A 21204-nucleotide genomic window follows, 5' to 3' on the forward strand; every position below is an offset into this window, starting at 1 on the left:
CGGTCTGCCCCTGGAGCGGTCCTCGTATGCCGTTTGTACACCGGATGGCGGCGTCCGTACACCCGTCCGAGGGATGGCGCACGGGCGCTGGGGCGGTTTGTCCACAGGTATCCGGAAGTGGGTGGCGTGGGAGGCGGAGTGCCGTCAGCCTCGGGGCATGACTGGGCGAAGTGGGGTCCGACAGGTGTGCACCGGGGTGGTGCTGGGGGTGGCGCTCACCCTGGTGGGTGTCGTTGGGGTGCCGGGGGTGGGGTGGGCGGTCGGGGGCGCGCCGGCCGGGGGTGGGTCGGTCGGAGGTGGGCCGGTCGGGGGTGGGTCGGTCGGGGGCGCTCCGACGGGGGATGACGCCTCTCCTCGGGGCGCGGCGCGGGCCTGGCCGGTGGGCGGCCCGGGCGGGCTGTTGGGGCGTTTCGAGCCACCGGCGAAGCCCTGGGCGGCCGGGCACCGGGGCGTGGACCTCGCGGCCGTGCCCGGGGCGGAGGTGCGGGCGGCGGCGGCCGGGGTGATCGCGTTCTCCGGGCTGGTGGCGGGGCGCCCGGTGGTGACCGTCGCCCATCCGGGGTCCGGGTCTCCCCCGCTGCGCACCACCTATCTGCCCGTCACCGGCACCCTCCCGGTCGGTACCACGGTGGCCGCCGGACAGGTGATCGGCCGACTGGCCCCGGACGGGCGCCACTGCGGCGCGGGCGACTGTCTGCACTGGGGGCTGCTGCGCGGCGGGCGCTACCTCGATCCGCTGGCCCTGCTCGGAGCGGGCCGGGCCCGCCTGCTACCGCTGGGCAGGGGTGGCGCAGGGGTGTAGTCAGGGGGTGAGGATTGGAGCAGACAGGCGAACGGGCGGACGGGCGGACGGGCGGACGGGCGGACGGATCGAGCGTCCGGGCTGCGGTTCAGCCGCGGTCGAGGCCGTGCAGCGCCAGGGAGACGGCGGCGTCGGCGATGGCCTCGGCGGACTCGACCGGGCAGCCCGCGCGGTCCCCCGCGGCGAACTGCTCGGCCCGGCGGACGGCCGCCTCCACCACACCCTGCAGCAGCGCCGCGGCGAGCCGGGGCCGCTCGTGGCCGAGGTCCTCCAAGGCCTGGACGACCAGCCCGGCGAGTCCCGCGTGCGCCGCCCGGATGCGCTCGCGCGCGGCCTCGTCCAGTTCCACCGCCGAGATGGCCATCACCGCACGGTGCCTCGGGTCGCCGGCCAGTGCCAGCTGGCCCCGGACGTACGCCTCGATCCGCCCGGCAGCGGTGTCGCAGCTCGCCATCCCGGCCTCGATCTCGGCCGCCCAGAGCGGGAAGTCCACCTCGCACAGTGCCTCGACCACGGCGGCGCGGGAGCGGAAGTACTCGTAGACCGAGGAGCGCGCCAGCCCGGTGCGGGCCGCGAGGGAGGGGAAGGTCAGGGCTTCCATGCCGCCCTCGATGAGCAGGGTGCGGGCAGCGTCGAGGAGGGCTGCCCGCTGCAGCTGGCGATGCTCGGCCACCGTGGCCGCTCGGATCTTCGGCACGCCCCCACTGTACGGAGCCCTACCTGCGACCGGTACGGCGCCGCGTATTCGGGCGAGGGGCGGGACCGGCGGGCGGTCCGGGCACCGGCTACCGGATGTCCGAGAGCTTGGCGCGCAGCTGGAGGACGGACTTGGTGTGGATCTGGCTCACCCGGCTCTCCGTCACTCCCAGCACCTGTCCGATCTCGGCAAGGGTGAGGCCCTCGTAGTAGTAGAGCGTCACCACGGTCTTCTCCCGCTCGGGGAGGGTGTTGACCGCTTGGGCCAGCAGTCTGCGCAGCTCTCGGTCCTCGGCCACCTCGACCGGGTCGTCCGCGCCGTGGTCCTCCAGGGTGTCCACCAGGCTCAGCCGGTCGCCGCCCTCCCCCACCGGGTGGAGCAGTTCGTCCAGGGCCACCACGTTGGCGAGCGACAGCTGACTGAAGATCGCGTGCAGGTCCTCGATCGCGATGCCCATCTCGGCCGCGACCTCGGGCTCGTGCGGCGTCCGGCGCAGCCGGGCCTCCAGCGTCGCGTACGTCCGTTCGACGGCCTTCGCCTTCTGCCGCACCGAACGGGGGATCCAGTCCAGGGCGCGCAGTTCGTCGATGATCGCGCCGCGGATGCGGCTGATCGCGTAGGTCTCGAACTTGATCGCGCGGTTGACATCGAACTTCTCGATCGCGTCGATCAGCCCGAAGACACCGGAGGAGACGAAGTCGGCCTGCTCCACGTTGGAGGGCAGACCGACCCCGACCCGACCGGCCACGTACTTGACGAGTGGTGAGTAGTGCAGGATCAGCTGCTCCCGCAGCCGCTGGTCACCGGTCTCCTTGTACGAGCGCCAGAGCGCTTCGAGCGCGCTGCGCCCCGGGGCGCCGGCGTCCCGGGCGGGTGAGCCCGCACCCTTGCGCTCGCCCTCGCCGGCCCGTTCCCGGCGGGGCCGGGACACGGGTGGGGAGGTGGCTTCCGGCGCGAGGGCGCTCGACGGCAGCCCGGGGGCGCGTTCGACGGCCGCACCATCGGGCGCGTCCGCCTCGGCGACCGCCCCGGCGTGGTGGCGCGCCCCGGTGCCGTGCGCCGGCTCCGCTCCCGGGGGCACGCCGGCGCTGGAAGCGGCGTCGGTACCGGGCGCGGCATCTGCGTCGGGCACAGCATCGGCGTCCCTGGCCGCGTCGGCCGGCTGTCCAGGCACCACCGTCGGCCGGCCGCCCTGGCGCGACAGGCCTCCCATCGTCCCCGCCGATTTGGGCGGGTACTCGGTCACGGGGCGCCGCTCGGTCCGCGGCCCTCCCGAGGACCGGGCGCCACCGGTCACTCTGTGTCCGGGAATGTGTGTGGGCATACGTTGGTCTGCGCCGTTCTGCCGAGTCATGTGCTGATAGGGAAGGCATGTGGAGCGTAGCGTGACCGACTCACTGCAAAGCGCTACCACCGCTCGGTCGTCCCTCGATCCGGTGGCCTTCGCCCACCGGATCCGGCCGTACGAGCGGGAGAACCGGATCAGCGGGTCAGCAGGACCGTCGCGGGTCGCCTTCCCCGGGCGAACCCATGTTCGCCCTTTCGGCGATCACCTCCTCCTCCGTACCACGCGCCAGTGCGCACCGTGTCGCTCCACGAAGCCGAGTGAGACCAACTCGTAGAGCCGCTGGAGGACTTCGTCCGGCGGAAGTCCGGATTGGCGGGCCAGTCGCTCGACCGGAGCGCCCTCCGCCGTGGCCGGGACGGCCTCCAGCACCCGGGCCACCGCAGGCTCCAGCAGGTCCCGCGGCAGCACCGGGCCGCTGCGCTGCGGAGCCAGGTCGTCCCCGATCGCGCCGACCAGGTCGGTGATCTCGGTGGCGTCGGTGACCAGCGTGGCGCCGCCGCTGCGGATGAGGGCGTGCACCCCGGCGGAGAGCTCCGAGGTGACGGGGCCGGCCACACCCATGGTGTGACGGTTGAGGTCACGCGCCCGTCTGGCCGTACTCAGGGCTCCGCTGCGCAGGGCTGCCTCGACCACCACGGTGCCCCGGGTCAGCGCCGCGATGACGCGGTTGCGGAGCACGAAGCGGAAGCGGTTCGGGTGTTCCCCGGGCGGGAGTTCGCTGACCAACAGCCCCTGGACGCCGATCCGCCGGATCAGTTCGGCGTTCCCCTTCGGATAGGCGACGTCGACCCCACAGGCGAGCACGGCGACGGTCATCCCACCCACTGCCAGCGCCCCGCGGTGGGCCGCCGCGTCGATCCCGTACGCGGCTCCGGACACCACGACCCAGCCGCGCTCGGCCAGTTGTGCCGAGAGCTCACCCGCGACGTGGGCGCCGTAGGCCGTGCAGGCCCGCGAGCCCACCAGCGCGACCGAGCGGAGGGCGAGCAGCCGCAGCGAACCGGTGCCGGTGGTCCAGAGCCCAATCGGGCGTCCGTCGCCGAGGTCGTCCAGTTGACTGGGCCATTCGGTGTCCCCCGGAATGATGAAGCGTCCACCGGCGTCCCGTACCCGTTTCAGGTCGTCCGCCGGGGCCAGGCCGGGGAGCCGCGCCTGGTAGGCGGCCAGCCGGGCGGAGTCCAGCCCTGGGTGGTCGGGGACATCTCCGTCCCGGATCGCCCGGACCACCTCCACCGCCGGGAGTTCGCGGAGCCAGCGGCCGACCACCGCGTCGCCCGGTTCGCTGAGCCGGTTGAGCAGGACCCGGGCGAGGCGCTCCGATTCCTGCGGGGCCGACGGCGGGCCCGCCGCGGCCGCGCGGGGCGCCTGAGATGCCCGGGATGCCTGAGGTGTTTGGGGTGCCTGGGGCGTCTGGGCTGTGTGTCCCAACAGCTGGTTCATACCGCCTCCTCGTCGTTCGCCGCGGGTTCCGTCCGCGTTCCGGGCCAGTCGTCGTCCGGGCCGCGCCGACACTGGGCCGGGAGGCTCCCGAGCCGCCCGTGGACGCGCCCGGAGAGCGGGACCCCCTGCTCGACTCCGGTGCGCAGGACGAGGGCGGTGCGCACGTCCTGTTGGTCCGGCCGGTCACGGCCGGCCAGATCGGCAACCGTCCAGGCGACCCTCAGCACCCGGTCCAGGCCGCGGGCGGTCAGCAGGCCGCGCTCCAACTGGCGCGCGGCGTCGTTGAGAGCGCCGGCGCCGAGCTGCCAGCGGGTCCGCAGTTCGTGGCCGGGCACCTCCGCGTTGGTCCGCCAGGGGGTGTGCTCCAGCCGGGCCGCCGCGCGCTCCCGGGCTGCCAGCACCCGGGCCGCGACGGTCTCGGTGCTCTCCGCCGTGGCGTCCCGCTCCATGAGCTCGATCCTGGTCACCGGGGCGACCTGGACCTGGAGGTCGACCCGGTCCAGCAGCGGCCCGGACAGCCGCCCCTGGTACCGGCTGACCATGGCCGGGGTGCACTCACAGCCCTCGCCCCGCCGCGAGTACCGGCCGCACGGACAGGGGTTCGCGGCCAGGCACAGGAGGAACCGGGCCGGGAGCCGCAGCGATCCGGCCGAGCGGGCGATCACCACCTCGCCCGACTCCAGCGGCTGGCGAAGCGCGTCGAGCACCCGCACGGGGAACTCGGGCGCCTCGTCCAGGAAGAGCACGCCCCGGTGGGCGAGGGACACCGCCCCCGGTCTCGGCAGGCCACTGCCGCCACCGACGATCGCGGGCATCGTGGTGGAGTGGTGCGGGGCGCAGTAGGGCGCGGTGTCGATCAGCGGGCGTCCGACCGGGAGCAGGCCCGCCACCGAATGGACGGCGGTGACCTCCAACGCCTCCTTCTGGGTCAGCGGCGGGAGCAGCGAGGGCAGTCGCTCCGCCAGCATCGTCTTGCCCGCCCCCGGTGGCCCCTTGAGGTAGAGGTGGTGCCCTCCGGCCGCGGCGATCTCCAGGGCTCGCCGGGCCTCGTACTGACCGGCCACGTCGGCCATGTCGAGCCGCAGCGTCCGGTCGTCGGGCAGGCCCCGGACCCCCGCGCTGGGGAGCATGAGTCCGGCCATCAGCGGATCCGGCCGGCCGCCGATCCGCTCGGACGGCTCTTCCGGTTCCACCGCCCCGGTCAGCACGGCGACGAGTTGGCGCAGGCTGCGCACCCCGATCGCCGTCACCCCCGGAACGAGCGAGGCCTCGGGCGCCGTCTGCTCGGCGACCACGACCCGTTCGTACCCGGCGTCGGCGGCGGCCAGCACCGACGGCAGCACCCCGCGGACCGGCCGCACCCGGCCGTCCAGCCCCAGCTCGCCGATGAGCAGCAGGTCGGCGATGGAGGAGGGGTCGAGCCGCTCGGCGGCGGCCAGCACGGCACACGCCACCGCGAGGTCGAAGCCGCTGCCGCTCTTGGGCACCGAGGCGGGGCTGAGGCCGACGGTCAGCTTGCGCTGCGGCCAGGCCTCGCCGCTGTTGCAGACCGCGGCGCGGACCCGGTCCCGGGCCTCGGTGAGCGCCTTGTCGGGCAGACCGACCAGGGTGAACGCGGCCACCCCGGGCTCCAGATCGGCCTGGACCTCGACGATCACCCCGTCGACCCCGACCAGCGCGACGGAACAGGTGCGGGCGAAGGCCATCTCAGACCACCCCCCGCAGGTGGTCGACCACGGCTGCACCCCGCGCCCGGTTGACCACGGCCACCAGATCGATCCGTACCCCTCCCGGTGGGGCGGGCGGCCACTGCGGATCGGACGGCCCGGGGTCGTACCCGGGCCCGGCCAGGCGGGCGAAGTGCCCGGGCCAGCGCTCGGCCAGCCAGCGCTCGGCGAGCCGTTGCAGCCGGGCGGCCTTAGCCCGGTCGATGGCCTCGCTGGGTTGTTGGAAGCCCCGCTCGGAGCGGGTCTTCACCTCGCAGACGGCGACGGTGTCGCCGTCGAGGGCGACGATGTCCAGCTCGCCCTCGGCGCAGCGCCAGTTGCGGTCGAGGATGCGGAGTCCGGACTCCGCGAGGTGACGGGCGGCGACCCGCTCCCCGTAGCGGCCGAGCCCGATCCTGGTGCTGCGGCCCGGCTCGGCTGCGCCGTCCGCCCCGGTTGCGGCCGCATTCGGTACGGCCTGGTCCTGCACGATGGTGTTCTGCACGGTGACCACCTCCGCCGAGGAGGCTGCACCACCGTGCGCACCGGGGCCGGGAAATTCCGTTTCCCTGTGGATAACCCCGACCTGTGGATAACTCTTGTCACCCGCAGGAGTGAGAAGCCCCCGCCTGACGAAATTCGGCTGGACAACGCGGGACGGAGTCGTCCAACGTCAGTTCCCGAAGCCGGACTCGTCCGAGGGCAGCTCCAGATCGCTCTTCGCGAGTTCCTCGATGTTCACGTCCTTGAAGGTCAGCACCCGGACCTTGCGGACGAACCGGGCCGGCCGGTACATGTCCCAGACCCACGCATCCGCCATCGACACCTCGAAGAACACCTCGCCCTGGACCGAGTGCACCTGCAGCTCGTAGTCGTTGGTGAGGTAGAACCGTCGTTCGGTCTCGATCACGTACTTGAACAGGCCGACGACGTCCCGGTACTCCCGGTAGAGCTTGAGCTCCATCTCGGTCTCGTACTTCTCGAGATCTTCGGCACTCATCCAGGCGTCCCCTCAACTTGTCAGTCCACCCATTGTGGACCACCGCACCCACGCTCAGAGCCGTACCGGATCGACCGGCGGGCCCTCTGCCAGCAGTCGTCCCAGGAAGTCCCCCAGTCCGGCCGGGTAGACCGTCTCGGCCGTCCCCCGCAGTTCCTCGACCGTCCACCAGCGCGCCGCGAGCAGCTGGGCGTGCTCGTCCTCGCCCATGCCCGCGTGGTCCAGACCCGTCTCCGCGGTCCGGGCCAGATGGAACCACTGCTCCTGCTCGTAGCGCCGCCCCCGAAAGGAGAACGACACCGTGCCGTACGCCACCAAGGGCCCCAGGTCCACACCCCGCAAGCCGGTCTCCTCCGCGAGCTCCCGCTCGGCCGCCTCGCGCACGTCCTCCCCCGGCTCCAAGCCGCCGCCGGGCGTGAACCACCACGTCTCGCCGGGCACCGCCGGATCGGCGCCCAGGAAGAGGAGGATGCGGTCCAGCCCGTCCAGCAGCAGGATCCGCGCGGCCCTGCGACGCTGTGCAGTCATGGCAGCGCTCCACGCTCCTTCCGTTCGCATCGGTGGCGCTACCGATCCTGCCACCCGGCGCGTCCGTCCGGGGCGATGTTCGGCACAGCGGCCCGGCCGGCAACAGCCGCGGTCAGGAGCTGCGCCCCCGGCGGATCCGGCGTGCCAGGCCCGCCACCCCGCCCACCGCCGAGGTCACGACGATCAGCGCCGCGCCCGCAACGCTCGCGTAGGCGGCCGGCTCCAGCGGCCCGGGCTCGGCGGCCTTCGGGCCCGCGAAGCCGTCGAAGGCCGTGGTCCGGTCCAGCAGGCCGGTCCGGCCGAACGGAAGCAGAGTGGCCTCGACCCTGGCCTCGACCTCGGTGGCCGGGACGGTCCCGCCGTCGGCCTCCAGGTGGGTGCGGGAGTCGAGCGAGCCGACCCGGTTGTCGCCGAGCAGGAACAGCCGCCCCTGCGGCACCGTCACGCTGAACGACTCGCCCTGACGGCCCTGGGTCGCGAGGTACGGCTCGTCCACCGGCTTGCCGTTGACCGTCAGCCGGTGGTCGTCCGCGGTGGTGGCGACGGTGTCGCCGCCGACCGCGACCACCCGCTTGACCATGAGTTCCCCGCCCCAGGCCTGGTCGCGGAAGACCACCACGTCGCCCCGGCCGATGGTGCCGCCGTCGGTCTTGCGGGCGAGCACGGTGTCGCCGGCCTGGAGCGTCGGGTGCATCGAGGTGGTGGGGATCTTGTACGGCCGGTAGTCGACCGCGATGAGGACGAAGCCGCCGATCATCATCAGCAGCCCCAGCGCGAGCGCGATGCCCTGCAGCACCGCGGCGGCCCGGCGACCGGACCGGGCCGGCGTCTCCGGGTGGTCGGCCGACTGTTCCACGACACTGCTCATCGACACCGTCCACCTCTGGCCGACCGGAGAACACCACTGGCACGCCGGTGGCTCGGGCGCGAACGCCGACGGGCCGTGGCACGTCCGAGCAGATTACTCGTCGGTACCACGGCCCGCGCAAGAGTCGGAGACGACTCGGTGGAGCTCAGGACTCCTTCCGGCGCTCCTTCCGGGTCCGCACCCGACGCACCAGCGGCAGCAGGGCGACGGCACCCACCGCGCCGCCCACCGGAGGCGCGGCCGGCAAGACCGCCGACAGGCCCGTCTGGTCGAAGGTGTCCGGCACCGGGAGCGTGGACCAGTGGCTCACCGGCCACGCCACCACGAAGGCCCGCCCGATCACGTTGTCCACCGGCACCGTCCCGCCGCCCGGCTGGTCCATGTGGAAGCGGGAGTCCAGCGAGTCGGCGCGGTGGTCGCCCATCACCCAGATCCGGCCGTTCGGCACCTTCACCGGGCCGAAGGGCTGCGTGCCGCAGGGGGTGTTGCCCTGGTAGACGTACGGCTCGTTGAGGGCGACTCCATTGACCTTGACCGGCCCGTCGTCCTTGCACTCGACGGTGTCGCCGCCGACCGCGATGACCCGCTTGATCAGGTCCTTCTCGTTGGCGGAGGGCATCAACCCGACGAAGCTGAGCACGTCCTGCACGCCGCGGACGAAGGAGTTGGTGCTCTGCTGGGTCGGCTCGTCGTTCAGCCAGCCACCCGGGTCGTGGAACACCACGACGTCCCCGCGCTCGGGTTCGGATCCGAACCAGGGGGTCAGCTTGTCCACCAGGACACGGTCGCCGACCTGCAGCGTGTTCTGCATCGACTCCGACGGAATGGAGAACGCCTGGACGAAGAAGGTCTTGATCACCAGCGCGAGGATCAACGCGATGCCGATCAGGATCGGCAGCTCCTTCAGGAAGGAGCGCTGCTTGCGCGGCTTGGCCGGAGCCTCCGAATCCGACTCGTTCACCTGCTCGCTCTCCGACCGCTGTGGCTCCGGCGGGCCGTCCGCCCCGGTGCCGTGCGCGTCGGCGTTCTGGGCGGCCGCGTCCTCGCCCGCCGTCGACGGTGCCGAGGACTCGGCGGACCGGTTCACCCGGCCGCCCGGGCCCTCGGGTTCCCCGGCGCCTGAGCGGGCACCGATCACCAAATCCCCCACAACGTCTCCTCCCTGCTGTGCGGACGCCCGCGCGCCCGCGCTCAGAGTGCCGCACAGCGGGCACCACGCTCGCCACGACCATGAACGCCTCAGGGCTGCCCACAGCGGACTGCCCTGACACCAACCCGGCCTCGGCGCACGGCCGGGACCACTCCCGGCCGCACCTGCACTTCTCTATCACTCCAGGGCATCCGGCTCGCAGTTCCACACGCGCTGTCCGGCCGTCCAACGGCCGGAGCGGCTCACTTCGGAGGCCGCCCCGGCCGGCGAAAGACAAGCGGAAGGATGCCCAATACACCCATAACGAGCGGAGGTTCTGTTGGAACCGGCCCAATGCCCATCGATTCCGGCGCAGTTCCGCCGGGCTGAGACGCCGCGGCGAGAGAGGAGAGTGAACTCGGTTCATCGAGTTGATGGAAGCGGCCCAGCGGCCAGGCGATCACGAACGCGCGACCGACCACGTCGTTCAGCGGGACGGTGCCCTGCCCCGGATTGCCCATGTGGAAGCGCGAGTCGGCGGAGACGTCCCGGTGGTCCCCCATGACCCACAGGCGCCCCTTGGGCACCGTCACCTTGAACGGCTGCCGGGAGGGCGGGTTGCCCGGCGCGAGGTAGGGCTCCTCCACCGCGTGGCCGTTGACGGTGAGCCGCCCCTGCGGGTCGCAGCACTCGACGGTGTCCCCACCGACGCCGATCACGCGCTTGATCAGGTCCTGCTCGTTGTCGGACGGCAGCAGTCCGACGAAGGTCAGCACCTGCTTGGTGCCGCCCAGTACCGGACCGTCGTGGGACGGCTTGCGATCGTTCTCCAGCCAGCCGCCCGGGTCCTTGAACACCACCACGTCGCCGCGCTGCGGCTCACTGCCGAACCAGGGGGTCAACTTGTCCACCAGCACCCGGTCCCCGACCTGGATGGTCTGCTCCATCGAGCCCGAGGGGATCACGAACACCTGGATCAGGAAGGTCTTCAAGACCAGCGCCACCAGCAGGGCCACCAGGACGATCAGCGGGAACTCACGCAGCAGCGAGCGCTTGCGCCGGCGGGCCGCGCGTCGGGCACTGCGACGGCGCTCGGCCCGGCCGCGGACCGGCGCGGCCGACGCGGCCGGCTCGGCCGGATCCGCGAGTCCTACCGAACGGGCGGAACGGCCCGAACGGACGGAACGCACGGCACCGCCCCCGTCCCGGTCCGCCTCGCCCTCGCCCGGCTTCGGGGCCGAGCGGTCGGCGACCCGACCCCTACCCCTGGTCCCCATGACCACCCGTCCCCGTGACCGCGGTGAAAGCCGAGGGCCGGTCCAGGCCGGTCAGGCGCGAGAACGGGTACACCACCCAGTCCGCCCGCCCGATCACCTTGTCCGCGGGCACGAAGCCACCGCCGGGCTCCCCGAGGTGGTCGCGCGAGTCCCGGGAGGCGCTCCGGTGGTCGCCCAGCACGAACAGCTCGCCAGGCGGCACCACGACGTCGAAGGCCACGTCGGACGGCTGGTCCCCCGGGGCCAGGTAGGAGGTCTCGTCCACCGGTACGCCGTTGACGGTGAGCGGCGCGCCCGGGCCGGTGCTCCTCACCCGGTCGCCGCCGACGCCGATCACTCGCTTGACGTAGACCGTGTTCCCCGCCGGGACCAGCCCGAGGTCCCGGCCGACCGAACGCACGTTGTCCCAGAACCCCGGCTGACCGGCCGGTTCGGGGAGGAAGGAGCCCACCCCGTCGAAGACCACGATGTCGCCGCGCCGGGGGTGGCCGCCGAAGGCGTAGGCGAGCTGGTTGGCGATCAACCGGTCGCCAGGCTGCAGCGTGTCCTCCATCGAGCCGGAGGGCACCGTGAACGGCCGGGCGACGAACGCGTTCACCAGGAGCAGGGCCGCCAGGCAGATCCCGACCAACAGCAGCAGGTCCCGGGACCGCGAACGCCCGGGCTCGGACTCCCCGTCCCCGCCGGACTCCCCGTCCTCGCCGTCCTTCTCCGCCGCCTCGGGCTGGTCCTCGGACTGTTCGGGCACCGGGCCGCCGTCCGGCGCCGCCTGCCGTTCCGGGGACGGCTCCGGCCCGGAGACGACCGCGGACCGCGACAGCGAGTCCGCACCGGTGGGTGCGGGACTGCCGTCGCGGTCCGCGGGTGGTTCGTGCGTGCTCATCGGGCGCTGAGCTTACCTTGCGGTTGCTCAGCCCTTCCGAGCGCTCCGATCCCCCGGCGTGGCCGGGGGCCGGTGGATCAGCGGTCGCGCTTCTCCTTGATCTTCGCGGCCTTGCCGCGGAGGTCACGCAGGTAGTACAGCTTGGCGCGGCGAACCGCACCGCGGGTCACGACCTCGATCTTCTCGACGACCGGGGTGTGGACCGGGAAGGTGCGCTCCACGCCGACGTTGAAGCTGACCTTGCGAACGGTGAAGGTCTCACCGATGCCGGCGCCGTGGCGGCGGATGACGACGCCCTGGAAGACCTGGACACGGGAGCGGTTGCCCTCGATGACCCGGACGTGAACCTTCAGGGTGTCACCGGCGCGGAAGGCCGGGATGTCGGTACGCAGCGAGGCCGCGTCGACAGCAGCGAGCTTGTTGCTCATGTTGCTCTCCATCGCAGGCGCCACGGGCCGCCCACGGAAGTTCGTCACAATGGGGTCTGCTGCGGGCCGCATCGGCTGGCGGCGATCCCCCCGTGGCGGGGGCGCCGGTCCACGTGCTCCCTACGGAAGGGAACCAGCGACAGACAGCAGCGGCCTATTCTTCCACATCACCGGCTGCGGACCGAAATCGGCCGAGCTCCTCGTCCCAGACCAGGCCCAGGACGCTGAGCGCCGCCCGGTCCTTCTTGTCGAAGGCGCCGTACTGCCAGCGCCCGACCAGGTCGGGCCGGTTGGTCAGGGTGCGGGCGAAGGCCTGCTCCCGCCGCCAGCGGGCGATCTTGCCGTGGTTGCCGCTGAGCAGCACGTCCGGCACGGTCCGGCCGCGCCATTCGGCGGGCTTGGTGTAGACCGGGCCCTCCAGCAGGTCGGCCATCGCGCCGGGGGCGAAGGAGTCGTCCCGGTGGGATTCGGCGTTGCCGAGCACGCCGGGCAGCAGCCTGGCGATCGCCTCGACCATCACCAGCACCGCGACCTCACCGCCGGCCAGCACGTAGTCGCCGATCGAGGCCTCGACCACCGGCATGCGGGTGGCCGCCTCCTCGATCACCCGGCGGTCGATGCCCTCGTACCGCGCCGGGGTGAACGCCAGCCAGGGCCGGCCGGCCAGCTCCTGGGCGAGCTCCTGGGTGAACGGGCGCCCACTCGGGGTGGGGACGACCAGGGTCGGCACCTCGCCCGCGGGTCCGCCGGCCACGACGGCGTCCAGCGCCTCGCCCCACGGCTCGGGCTTCATCACCATGCCGGGGCCGCCGCCGTAGGGGGTGTCGTCCACCGTGCGGTGCACGTCGTGGGTCCATTCGCGCAGGTCGTGGAGGTGCACGTCCAGCTGGCCGCGGGCCCTGGCCTTGCCGACCAGCGAGATGTTCAGCGGTTCCAGGTACTCCGGGAAGATCGAGACGACGTCGATCCGCATCCCGGACCGGACACCCGCGCCGGCGTCCTGACCAGCTTCCTGCGCGGCCTCTCCGGGAGTCTGCCCGACGGTCACTCCGACTCCTCCGGCTCCTCCGACCCGGTGCCGACGACCTCGGCCTGGTCGGGGTCGATCAGCCCGGCCGGCGGGGTGATCACGGCCCGCTGGTTCTCCAGGTCGATGGTCGGCACGATCTGGGTCACGAAGGGCACCAGCACCTCCGTCCCGTCGGCCTTCCTCACCGTGAGCAGGTCCTGGTACGGCAGGTGGACGACCTCGGTCAGCTCGCCGACCGGGGTGCCGTCGAGCAGCACCACGTCGAGGCCGATCAGCTGGTGGTCGTAGTACTCCTCCGGGTCCTCCGGACGCTCCTCCGGGTCGACCTCGGAGATGAGCAGGGTGCCCCGCAGCGCCTCCGCAGCGTTGCGGTCCTTGACGCCGGCGAAGCGCAGCAGCAGTCGGCCGCTGTGCACCCGGCCGGATTCGACGGTCAGCGGTCCGGCCGAGGCGGGGTCGGTGAGCAGGACAGCACCGGGACCGAGCCGGAGTTCCGGCTCGTCGGTGCGGACCTCGACACTGACGTCACCCCTGATGCCGTGGGCGCGGCCGATCCTGCCGACGACGAGCTGCACGGTGATCGTTCTCCTGGAGTTGCTGGGCGAAGAAGGCTGAGACGGGTAAGCGCTGAGACGGATATGCGCTGAGACGGGTGCGCGCTGAGGGCCGAGCAGGGACAGCCAGCAAAAAAGGCCGACCGGGACGACATGCGTCCCGGTCGGCCTCAAGCCCGACGGCTGAACGAGCAGCTGCGTCAGCGAATGTTGTCCACGTCGACCAGGTCGACCCGGACGTTGCGACCGCCGAGGGCGCCGACCACGGTGCGCAGTGCGCGCGCCGTGCGGCCGCCCCGGCCGATCACCTTGCCGAGGTCATCGGGGTGCACCCGCACCTCGATGGTGTTGCCCCGACGCAGGTTGCGCGAGCGCACCTGCACCTCGTCGGGGTGCTCGACGATGCCCTTCACCAGATGGTCGAGGGCGTCCTCGATCACGATCAGGCCTCGGCGGCGGCGTCGGCGTCAGCCTCGGCCTTGTCCGACTTCTTGGCCTTCGGGGTGATGGCGACACCGGTGGTGGCGTCCTCGAAGCCGGCGACGGCCTTCGCGAACAGGTGCGAGAAGTCCTCGACCTTGGGCTCGGCGACCTTCAGCGGCTCCGGAGCCGGCAGGCCCTTGAACTTCTGCCAGTCGCCGGTCAGCTTGAGGATGGCGAGCACCGGCTCGGTCGGCTGGGCGCCGACGGACAGCCAGTACTGGGCGCGGTCGCTGTCGACCTCGATCTTCGAGGGGTTGTAGGTCGGCTGGTAGATGCCGATCTCCTCGATCGCGCGACCGTCACGCTTGGTGCGGGCGTCGGCGACGACGATGCGGTAGTGCGGGGAGCGAATCTTGCCGAGACGCTTCAGCTTGATCTTGACTGCCACGGGAGTGGATTCTCCTGGTGTTGACGTGGGTGAGCAGCCTCGCCGTCCGCGTGGGGTTGCGGGGGAGGCCGTTCAAGGGACACGCCAGCCGTAGGAGAGAGGGGTCCTGCCCGGCTGCCGAGTACTCAGCTGTCCATTCTGCCATACCGGCGCGGACGCTCTTCACCCGGCCGTCACGGAGGAAGGCCCGGAGCAGGGCATACGGAAGCCCGAGGGCGATGCAGGGGCGCCCCACGACAGGGCGCGGGGAAGCCCCGAGGCGGAGCGCGAACGGGCGACGGGGCCACGGGGCCGCTCAGGGCCCGACCGGGAGCCCCCGCTCCCGGTCAGCCCACAGACTCACCCGTGTCACCGATGTCACCGTCCAGGTCACCGGCGCCAACGTCACCGACGCCAACGTCACCGGCGCCGGCCACCCCGGCCGTGCCGACTGCCCGCACAGTCGCCGACCGGTCCCGGCCCCGGATTACGCGATCTTGAACGGCTGCTGGCAAGCGCCGCAGACGATGGACGCCTGCGCGAGCACCGACGGCACGACCCGGACGTTGCGTCCGCAGCCGCAGACCGCCTTGACCCGTACGCCGCCCCCGGAGGAGCCGTGCCGGGCGGCCGGCCCGCGGAAGGCGCGGTTGGTGCCGTCGCCGGCCACCGCTTCCTGGTGCGCGCCCAGGGCGCGGTCCAGGCGCTCGATGGTCTCGGCGTAGCGCTCCTGCGTCTCCTTGAGCATGGTCACCTGGGAGAAGCCGCTGCTGGCGTGCGGCTCGACCGGGTGCGCCAGGCCCAGCTCGGAGGCGAGCATCAGGAAGCGCCGGTTGTGGTAGCGGCCGGCCCGCGAGGTGTCCCGGATGTCCCGGGCCGCGGCCAGACCGTGGGCAGCCTCGTGGAGGAGCCGCTCGAAACCGAGCCGCGTGCCACAGGCCGAAGAGGACTCTCCGATCAGCGCCTCGGGCGAGGCGAGGTCGGGGAGGTCCTGGTGGTGGGCCTGGATGTCACTCCAGGCGGCGGCCAGTTCGGCCGCGAGGACGAGGGGCTGTGTCGTGCTCACGCTAGACCAACGATGCAGGGCGAGCCGATGTTCCGCATGTTCCCGTTCTCCGAGAATTCCCAGGGAACTCCCAGGAATGCGCGACTGTGCGCGAATTGCGCGTTCCGGATCTGACGCAAGACCAACCCCCTGCCGGTTTCGGCCCGCCCTAACGTCGGCGGGCCTCGTGAATTCCGCCCGGGGGCGGGCTGTCGCCCCCTGGACGTACGGCCCGAGGACCCGCCGAAGTTGACAGGGCCACGGGCCGTACACCGTACCGCTATTCCGTTAATATCGGCAGTTGACCGGCCAGTAGGGATGTCCGCTTCCCGGACTCCCCCGTCAGAGTTACCGGATTCTTACCCAACCGCATTCCGGGCAAATGTCGCCGGTAACGGTCATTACCTGCCGGCGTCAGACATCAGTACGCACGCGCGACGATCGCGATATTGCCGTCCTGGTCGTCCGCCTGCGGCACCGAGCCGTCGGCCGCGATGATGCAGCGCACCGTGACGCCCTGCTCGGCCAGCTTGGCCTCGCCCTCTGCCCCGAGGTCGGCCCAGGCGATCCGGCCCCAGCCGGTCGCGGCGGCCTCGACGGCCTCGTCCAGGGTCTTGACATCGACGGTGCGGGCCTCGCGGCGCTCGCGGGACTGGCGCAGCAGCAGCGCCTGGTCCTCCTCCAGGACGCCCGGCAGCAGCGCGGCCAGGGCGTCGATGGAGACCGGCTCCTTGCCGCCCGGGATGCGGCGGGCCAGCATCGCGGTGCCGTTCTCCAGGTCGCGCGGGCCGACCTCGATGCGCAGCGGAACGCCCTTGAGCTCCCAGTCGACGGCGCGTCGGCCGAACGGGGTGTCGGTGCGGTCGTCGACCACGACGCGGATGCCGGCGGCCTCCAGCTGGGCACCGATCTCGCGGACCTTGGCGATGACCGCGTCGTCGCCCTTGATGGCCAGCACCACGGCCTGGACGGCGGCCAGGCGCGGGGGCACCCGCAGGCCGTTGTCGTCGCCGTGGGACATGATCAGGCCGCCGACCATGCGGGTCGAGACGCCCCAGGAGGTCTGCCAGACGTACTCGCGCTCGGCGCCCTGCAGCTGGTAGGTGGTGTTGAACGCCTTGGCGAAGTTCTGGCCCAGCTCGTGGCTGGTGCCCATCTGCAGCGCCTTGCCGTCGCCCATCATGCCCTCCAGGGTGAGGGTGTTGATGGCGCCGGCGAAGCGCTCCTTGGCGGTCTTGCGGCCGAGCACGACGTCGATGCCGAGCACGTTGGTCATGAAGTCGCCGTAGACCTGGGTGTGGATCATCGACGCGTAGTCGCGGGCGTCCTCGTAGGTGGCGTGGGCGGTGTGGCCCTCCTGCCAGAGGAACTCGGTGGTGCGCAGGAAGACGCGCGGGCGCAGCTCCCAACGGACCACGTTCGCCCACTGGTTGATCAGCAGCGGCAGGTCGCGGTGGCTCTGCACCCACTTCGAGAAGTACTCGTTGATGATCGTCTCGGAGGTGGGCCGGACGACGACCGGCTCCTCCAGCTGCTTGCCGCCACCGTGGGTGACCACCGCGAGTTCGGGGGCGAAGCCCTCGACGTGCTCGGCCTCCTTGGTCAGGTAGGACTGCGGGATGAACATCGGGAAGTAGGCGTTCTGCGCGCCCGCCTTCTTGATGCGCGCGTCCATCTCCTGCTGCATCCGCTCCCACAGGCCGTAGCCGTACGGTCGGATGACCATGGTGCCGCGGACCGGACCGTTGTCGGCAAGCTCGGCCTTGTTGATGAGGTCCTGGTACCAGCGCGGGAAGTCTTCCGCCTGAGGGGTGAGAACGGGTGCCTTAGCCATGGGCGGAATGGTACGGGGAGCGACGCCCTCACTTCGAATCGCCATCACACCCGCACGGAGGGAGACACGTCCGCGGCCGCGGAACGCCGCCCGCAGGGGGCGCACGACCGCGACACGCGCGCACCACCCTGCACCCCTCTGGACGCCGGGCCCGACCCGCTGTTCGCTGGAGTGGGGCGGGACTTTGGGGGAGCCGTAGCAGCACACCGAAGGACCGGATGGGAGGCCGCGATGGCTTCAGCTCGGACGACCGGCACGACCGCACGACCAGCGGACGCACGACCGACCGGCGCACGACCGCACCACCCGCAGCAGGGGGCCGCCGGGCCCGCGCGGGCGCGTGACTGGGCGGAGATCCAGGAACGCATGCTGGTGCCGCTCTACGAGGCGGTGTACGACCGCCTGGAGGTCGGCCCGGCGAGCAGCGTGCTGGGCCTGGGCTGCCGGTCAGGACTGGCCCTGCTGCTCGCCGCCGGGCGGGGCGCCCAGGTCTCCGGGCAGGAGCCGCGGGAGGAGCTGCGCGAGCTGGCCCGGGACCGTCGGCTGCGGGTGTGCGCGGGGGCCCGGCCGGCCGCCGCCGTCCCCCGCTCGGCCCATTCGCTGGTGACGGTTTTCGACCAGCTCCCCGGCGCCGCCGATCCGGGCCGGGTGGTCGCCGAGGCGGCCCGGCTCACCCTCCCGGGCGGACACGTGGTGCTGGCCGCCTGGGGCCCGCAGGAGCGCTGCGAGAGCGCGCCGGTGCTGGACGCGGCCCGTCGGATGGCGGGGCGGACCACCGCACGCGACCCGTTCGAGCTGAGCGTGCCGGGCGCGCTGGAGGACCTGCTCGCCCCGGTCGGTCTGCGACCGGCCGGCAGCGGCCGGGTCAGCTGCCCGTTCGCCTACCCGGACCTGGACAGCGCGGTGCGGGGCCTGCTCTCCACCGGGCTGTTCGAGCCGGCCGAGGAGTTCTCCGGCGCCCCGCTGGTGGCCAAGGAGTTGGAGGAGGCGCTGCAGCCGTACCTGCGCCCGGACGGCTCGGTCCGGATGGAGAACGTCTTCCGCTATCTGGTCGCCGAGCGACCACGCTGAGGACGGCGACGACACGGAGCCGCGAGGACACCGCGCCGGAAACCCGAAACCGGGGGCGCACGCCACCACGGCGAGCGCCCCCGGCCCCGAACGCACGCCTCACGCCTCCTGGTCGGTCGCCTCCCGCGGCACCCCCGCCGCCCGGTAGGCCGCCTCCTCGTCCAGCGTCTCCGCCTCCAGCAGCGCCGCCGCCAGCGCGTCCAGCCGGGGCCGCTGCTCGGTCAGGATCCGCACCGCGTCCTCGTAGCACTCGGCGACGATCCGCCGGGCCTCCTCGTCGACCGCGTCCAGCGTGGTCGGCGCCGCCGAGAGCCCGTACGCGCCCTGCGCGTCCGAGGGCACCGCGGTGAGTCGGCCGACGCGCTCGCTCATCCCCCAGCGTCCGGCCATCCCGCGGGCGATGCTGGTGACCTGCTCCAGGTCGCTCTCCGCCCCGGTGGTGATCACCCCGTACACCACCTGCTCGGCCGCCATCCCGCCCAGCGCGCCGATGATCCGGCCGCGCAGGTAGGGCTCGGTGTACGAGTAGCGGTCGTTCTCCGGGGTGGAGAGGGTGACGCCGAGGGCGCGGCCGCGCGGCACGATGGTGATCTTGCGGACCGGGTCCGCGCCCGGCTGGAGCATGCCCAGCAGTGCGTGCCCGCTCTCGTGGTACGCCGTCCGCTCGCGCTCCTCCTGCGGCATCACCAGGGGCCGTACGGCGCCGAGTTGGACCTTCTCCAGGGCGTCCGAGAGGTCCCGCTCGCTGACCGCGTCCTGCTCCCGCTTGACGGCCAGCAGGGCGGCCTCGTTGACCAGGTTGGCGAGTTCGGCGCCGGTCATCCCCGGGGTGATCTTGGCCAGCTGCTGCAGGTCGGTGTCGCCGGCCAGCGGGACGGTCCGGGTGTGGATGCGCAGGATGGCCGCTCGGCCCTCCCGGTCGGGCGGGCTGACGGTGATCCGGCGGTCGAAGCGGCCGGGGCGCAGCAGCGCCGGGTCGAGCACGTCGGCCCGGTTGGTGGCGGCGATCACGATGACGCCCTCGGAGCCGGTGAAGCCGTCCATCTCGGTGAGGATCTGGTTGAGCGTCTGCTCGCGCTCGTCGTGCCCGCCCATGCCGCCGCCGGCGCCGCGCTGGCGGCCGATGGTGTCGATCTCGTCGATGAAGATGATCGCCGGGGCGACCTTGCGGGCCTCGGCGAACAGTTCGCGGACCCGGCTGGCGCCGACGCCGACGATCATCTCGATGAACTCGGAGGCGGAGGCGGAGAAGAACGGCACGTCCGCCTCGCCGGCCACGGCCCGGGCCAGCAGGGTCTTGCCCGTGCCGGGCGGGCCGCTGAGCAGCACGCCGCGCGGCATCTTGGCGCCGAGCCTGCGGTACCGCTCGGGGTTCTTCAAGTAGTCGACCACTTCGGTGAGTTCGGCCTCGACCTCGTCGATGCCGGCCACGTCGGCGAAGGTGGTGCGCTTGCCCTGCTCGGCGGTGACCGGCTTGGGCGGGGCCTTGCGGCCGAGCGGTCCGGCGCCGAGGCCGCCGGACATCCGGCGGGCGAGCAGCACCCAGACGAAGACCAGCAGCAGCATCGGCGCGAGCGAGAGCAGCAGGTTGGTGAGGAAGCTGCGCTGCTGGACCGGCGAGGTGGCGGTGACCTCGACGCCCTGCTGCTGCAGGGTGGTCCAGAGGTTGTCGCCCGCGAAGGAGGGGCGCTGGGTGTCGAACTCCGTGTAGTCGCCCTTGCCGCCGTCGGGTTTGGGCTGGGCGCTCTTGAGGGTGCCCTCGATCGCGTCGCCCTTGGAGTAGATCTTGGTGATGTTGCCCTTGTTCAGCTGGTTGTTGAACTCGGTGTAGGAGATCGTGGTGGCGCCCTCGTTGCCGAAGAACGACAGCAGCAGGTCGGAGATCAGGAACACCACGAGTGCGGTGAGGACCAGGCCCGTCCAGCCGCCGGGCATCCGGCGGCGGGGCGGCGGCGGGGGCGGGGCGCCCTCGGACCGCCAGGGCTGGTCGGGGGTCTGGCGCGGCGGCACGGGTTCGGTCACCCACCGGACGATACGGACAGGCGCTCGGGCGGGCCAACCGCAACGCCGCGCCCGCCCGGCCGTACGGCCGCATCTAGGCTCCCGACCAGCGGATATGCCCCGGCGGCACCGGTCAGCCCGCGGCGCCCGGCCACTCCTCGGCGGTCAGCGCGAACCGCTCGTGGTCGCGCCAGTCCCCCTGGAGGAACAGCATCCGCGGCGTGAAGCCCTCATGCCGGAAGCCCAGCCGCTTGGCCAGCGCGATCGAGCGCTCGTTCTCCGGCTGCACGTTGATCTCCAGCCGGTGCAGACCCAGCCCGTCCGCCGACTGCGGGGCGAAGCAGCGGTCCAGGACCAGCCGCACGCCCTCGGTCATCCGCCCGGTGCCGGCGTACGGGAGGTAGGAGTCGTAGCCCAGCGTGGCGTTGCAGAACCTGCCCATCACGATGTTGGCGACGTTCACCTTGCCGACCAGCCCGCCGGTGTCCCGGTCGAAGATCAGGAACGTGCGCAGGCCGGCGCCCTGGCGGCCCAGCAGTTCCGGCAGCCCGTCCGGCTCGACCGGGTTCCACCGCCCGATGTGCTCGGCGGACCGGCGGACCGCCTCCGCGTACAGAACCTCGTCCTCGGCCCTCGGGGCCCTGATCATCACTCGCATGCCGACATCATCGGACACGGCGGCGTTCCCGGACACGGCACCCGCCTCGGACGCA

At 72.4% G+C, this 21204-nt stretch carries 22 protein-coding genes; 2 read left to right on the plus strand and 20 right to left on the minus strand.

Going from position 1 to position 21204, the window contains the following annotated elements; translation table 11 throughout:
• Positions 1 to 400 precede the first annotated feature (400 nt).
• The gene (locus tag BOQ63_RS17875) at positions 401 to 802 is read left to right on the plus strand and encodes a M23 family metallopeptidase (protein WP_232543256.1); all 402 of its coding nucleotides are present in this window, start codon (positions 401 to 403) and stop codon (positions 800 to 802) included.
• Between the two features lie 88 nt (positions 803 to 890).
• On the opposite strand, the gene BOQ63_RS17880 is transcribed toward BOQ63_RS17875, so the two are convergent.
• From BOQ63_RS17880 to proS, 18 genes are all read right to left on the minus strand, one after another.
• Positions 891 to 1475 carry a TetR/AcrR family transcriptional regulator gene (locus tag BOQ63_RS17880; protein WP_030287958.1) on the minus strand — a complete coding sequence of 195 codons (585 nt, stop codon included), beginning with the start codon at positions 1473 to 1475 and terminating at the stop codon, positions 891 to 893.
• A 112-nt stretch (positions 1476 to 1587) separates the two neighbouring features.
• Positions 1588 to 2430, minus strand: coding sequence for an RNA polymerase sigma factor WhiG (gene whiG, locus BOQ63_RS17885; RefSeq protein WP_046386902.1), 843 nt, complete (start codon positions 2428 to 2430; stop codon positions 1588 to 1590).
• 618 nt (positions 2431 to 3048) lie between these two features.
• Positions 3049 to 4287: a DNA-processing protein DprA gene (gene dprA / locus BOQ63_RS17890; RefSeq protein WP_079183654.1), complete on the minus strand. Its 1239-nt coding sequence runs from the start codon at positions 4285 to 4287 to the stop codon at positions 3049 to 3051.
• Entirely contained in the window at positions 4284 to 5993 is a 1710-nt protein-coding gene (locus BOQ63_RS17895) for a YifB family Mg chelatase-like AAA ATPase (RefSeq protein ID WP_078938976.1), read from the minus strand. Before BOQ63_RS17895 ends, dprA begins: the two co-directional genes overlap by 4 nt.
• A gap of 1 nt (position 5994) precedes the next feature.
• A complete protein-coding gene (locus tag BOQ63_RS17900) occupies positions 5995 to 6498 on the minus strand; it encodes a YraN family protein (protein WP_370863300.1) in 504 nt (167 codons plus the stop codon).
• A gap of 168 nt (positions 6499 to 6666) precedes the next feature.
• The gene (locus BOQ63_RS17905) at positions 6667 to 6993 is read right to left on the minus strand and encodes a DUF2469 domain-containing protein (protein ID WP_030056781.1); all 327 of its coding nucleotides are present in this window, start codon (positions 6991 to 6993) and stop codon (positions 6667 to 6669) included.
• A 54-nt stretch (positions 6994 to 7047) separates the two neighbouring features.
• A complete protein-coding gene (locus BOQ63_RS17910) occupies positions 7048 to 7521 on the minus strand; it encodes an NUDIX hydrolase (protein ID WP_030287965.1) in 474 nt (157 codons plus the stop codon).
• 112 nt (positions 7522 to 7633) lie between these two features.
• Complete coding sequence (gene lepB, locus BOQ63_RS17915; protein WP_078938977.1) at positions 7634 to 8389, minus strand: signal peptidase I; 756 nt, start codon at positions 8387 to 8389, stop codon at positions 7634 to 7636.
• A gap of 145 nt (positions 8390 to 8534) precedes the next feature.
• A complete protein-coding gene (lepB, locus tag BOQ63_RS17920; protein ID WP_072654623.1) occupies positions 8535 to 9539 on the minus strand; it encodes a signal peptidase I in 1005 nt (334 codons plus the stop codon).
• A 242-nt stretch (positions 9540 to 9781) separates the two neighbouring features.
• Complete coding sequence (lepB, locus tag BOQ63_RS17925) at positions 9782 to 10534, minus strand: signal peptidase I (protein ID WP_370863299.1); 753 nt, start codon at positions 10532 to 10534, stop codon at positions 9782 to 9784.
• Positions 10535 to 10778: 244 nt separating this feature from the next.
• A complete protein-coding gene (gene lepB / locus BOQ63_RS17930) occupies positions 10779 to 11678 on the minus strand; it encodes a signal peptidase I (RefSeq protein WP_043388843.1) in 900 nt (299 codons plus the stop codon).
• 77 nt (positions 11679 to 11755) lie between these two features.
• On the minus strand, positions 11756 to 12106 hold the full coding sequence (rplS, locus tag BOQ63_RS17935) for a 50S ribosomal protein L19 (RefSeq protein ID WP_030056776.1): 351 nt from the start codon (positions 12104 to 12106) through the stop codon (positions 11756 to 11758).
• A 154-nt stretch (positions 12107 to 12260) separates the two neighbouring features.
• On the minus strand, positions 12261 to 13079 hold the full coding sequence (gene trmD / locus BOQ63_RS17940; RefSeq protein ID WP_030287976.1) for a tRNA (guanosine(37)-N1)-methyltransferase TrmD: 819 nt from the start codon (positions 13077 to 13079) through the stop codon (positions 12261 to 12263).
• A 71-nt stretch (positions 13080 to 13150) separates the two neighbouring features.
• The gene (gene rimM, locus BOQ63_RS17945) at positions 13151 to 13711 is read right to left on the minus strand and encodes a ribosome maturation factor RimM (protein ID WP_072654624.1); all 561 of its coding nucleotides are present in this window, start codon (positions 13709 to 13711) and stop codon (positions 13151 to 13153) included.
• Positions 13712 to 13890: 179 nt separating this feature from the next.
• Positions 13891 to 14130, minus strand: a complete 240-nt coding sequence (locus BOQ63_RS17950; RefSeq protein ID WP_030056773.1) for an RNA-binding protein — start codon at positions 14128 to 14130, stop codon at positions 13891 to 13893.
• A gap of 2 nt (positions 14131 to 14132) precedes the next feature.
• Positions 14133 to 14561 (minus strand): 30S ribosomal protein S16, encoded by a 429-nt coding sequence (gene rpsP, locus BOQ63_RS17955; RefSeq protein ID WP_030287982.1) that lies wholly within the window; start codon positions 14559 to 14561, stop codon positions 14133 to 14135.
• Positions 14562 to 15027: 466 nt separating this feature from the next.
• Positions 15028 to 15606 (minus strand): hypothetical protein, encoded by a 579-nt coding sequence (locus BOQ63_RS17960; RefSeq protein WP_030287984.1) that lies wholly within the window; start codon positions 15604 to 15606, stop codon positions 15028 to 15030.
• A 400-nt stretch (positions 15607 to 16006) separates the two neighbouring features.
• The gene (gene proS / locus BOQ63_RS17965) at positions 16007 to 17419 is read right to left on the minus strand and encodes a proline--tRNA ligase (protein ID WP_030287985.1); all 1413 of its coding nucleotides are present in this window, start codon (positions 17417 to 17419) and stop codon (positions 16007 to 16009) included.
• A gap of 366 nt (positions 17420 to 17785) precedes the next feature.
• On the opposite strand from proS, the gene BOQ63_RS17970 reads away from it, so the two are divergent.
• A complete protein-coding gene (locus BOQ63_RS17970) occupies positions 17786 to 18490 on the plus strand; it encodes a class I SAM-dependent methyltransferase (RefSeq protein ID WP_037830700.1) in 705 nt (234 codons plus the stop codon).
• Between the two features lie 99 nt (positions 18491 to 18589).
• Here BOQ63_RS17970 and ftsH read toward each other — a convergent pair whose 3' ends face one another.
• Both ftsH and BOQ63_RS17980 read right to left on the minus strand, forming a co-directional pair.
• Entirely contained in the window at positions 18590 to 20512 is a 1923-nt protein-coding gene (gene ftsH / locus BOQ63_RS17975; protein WP_030287987.1) for an ATP-dependent zinc metalloprotease FtsH, read from the minus strand.
• Between the two features lie 112 nt (positions 20513 to 20624).
• Positions 20625 to 21149, minus strand: a complete 525-nt coding sequence (locus BOQ63_RS17980) for a GNAT family N-acetyltransferase (RefSeq protein ID WP_079183655.1) — start codon at positions 21147 to 21149, stop codon at positions 20625 to 20627.
• Positions 21150 to 21204: the final 55 nt, after the last annotated feature.

It is taken from the genome of Streptomyces viridifaciens, from assembly GCF_001888885.2.
In the GTDB taxonomy this organism is placed as follows: domain Bacteria; phylum Actinomycetota; class Actinomycetes; order Streptomycetales; family Streptomycetaceae; genus Kitasatospora; species Kitasatospora aureofaciens.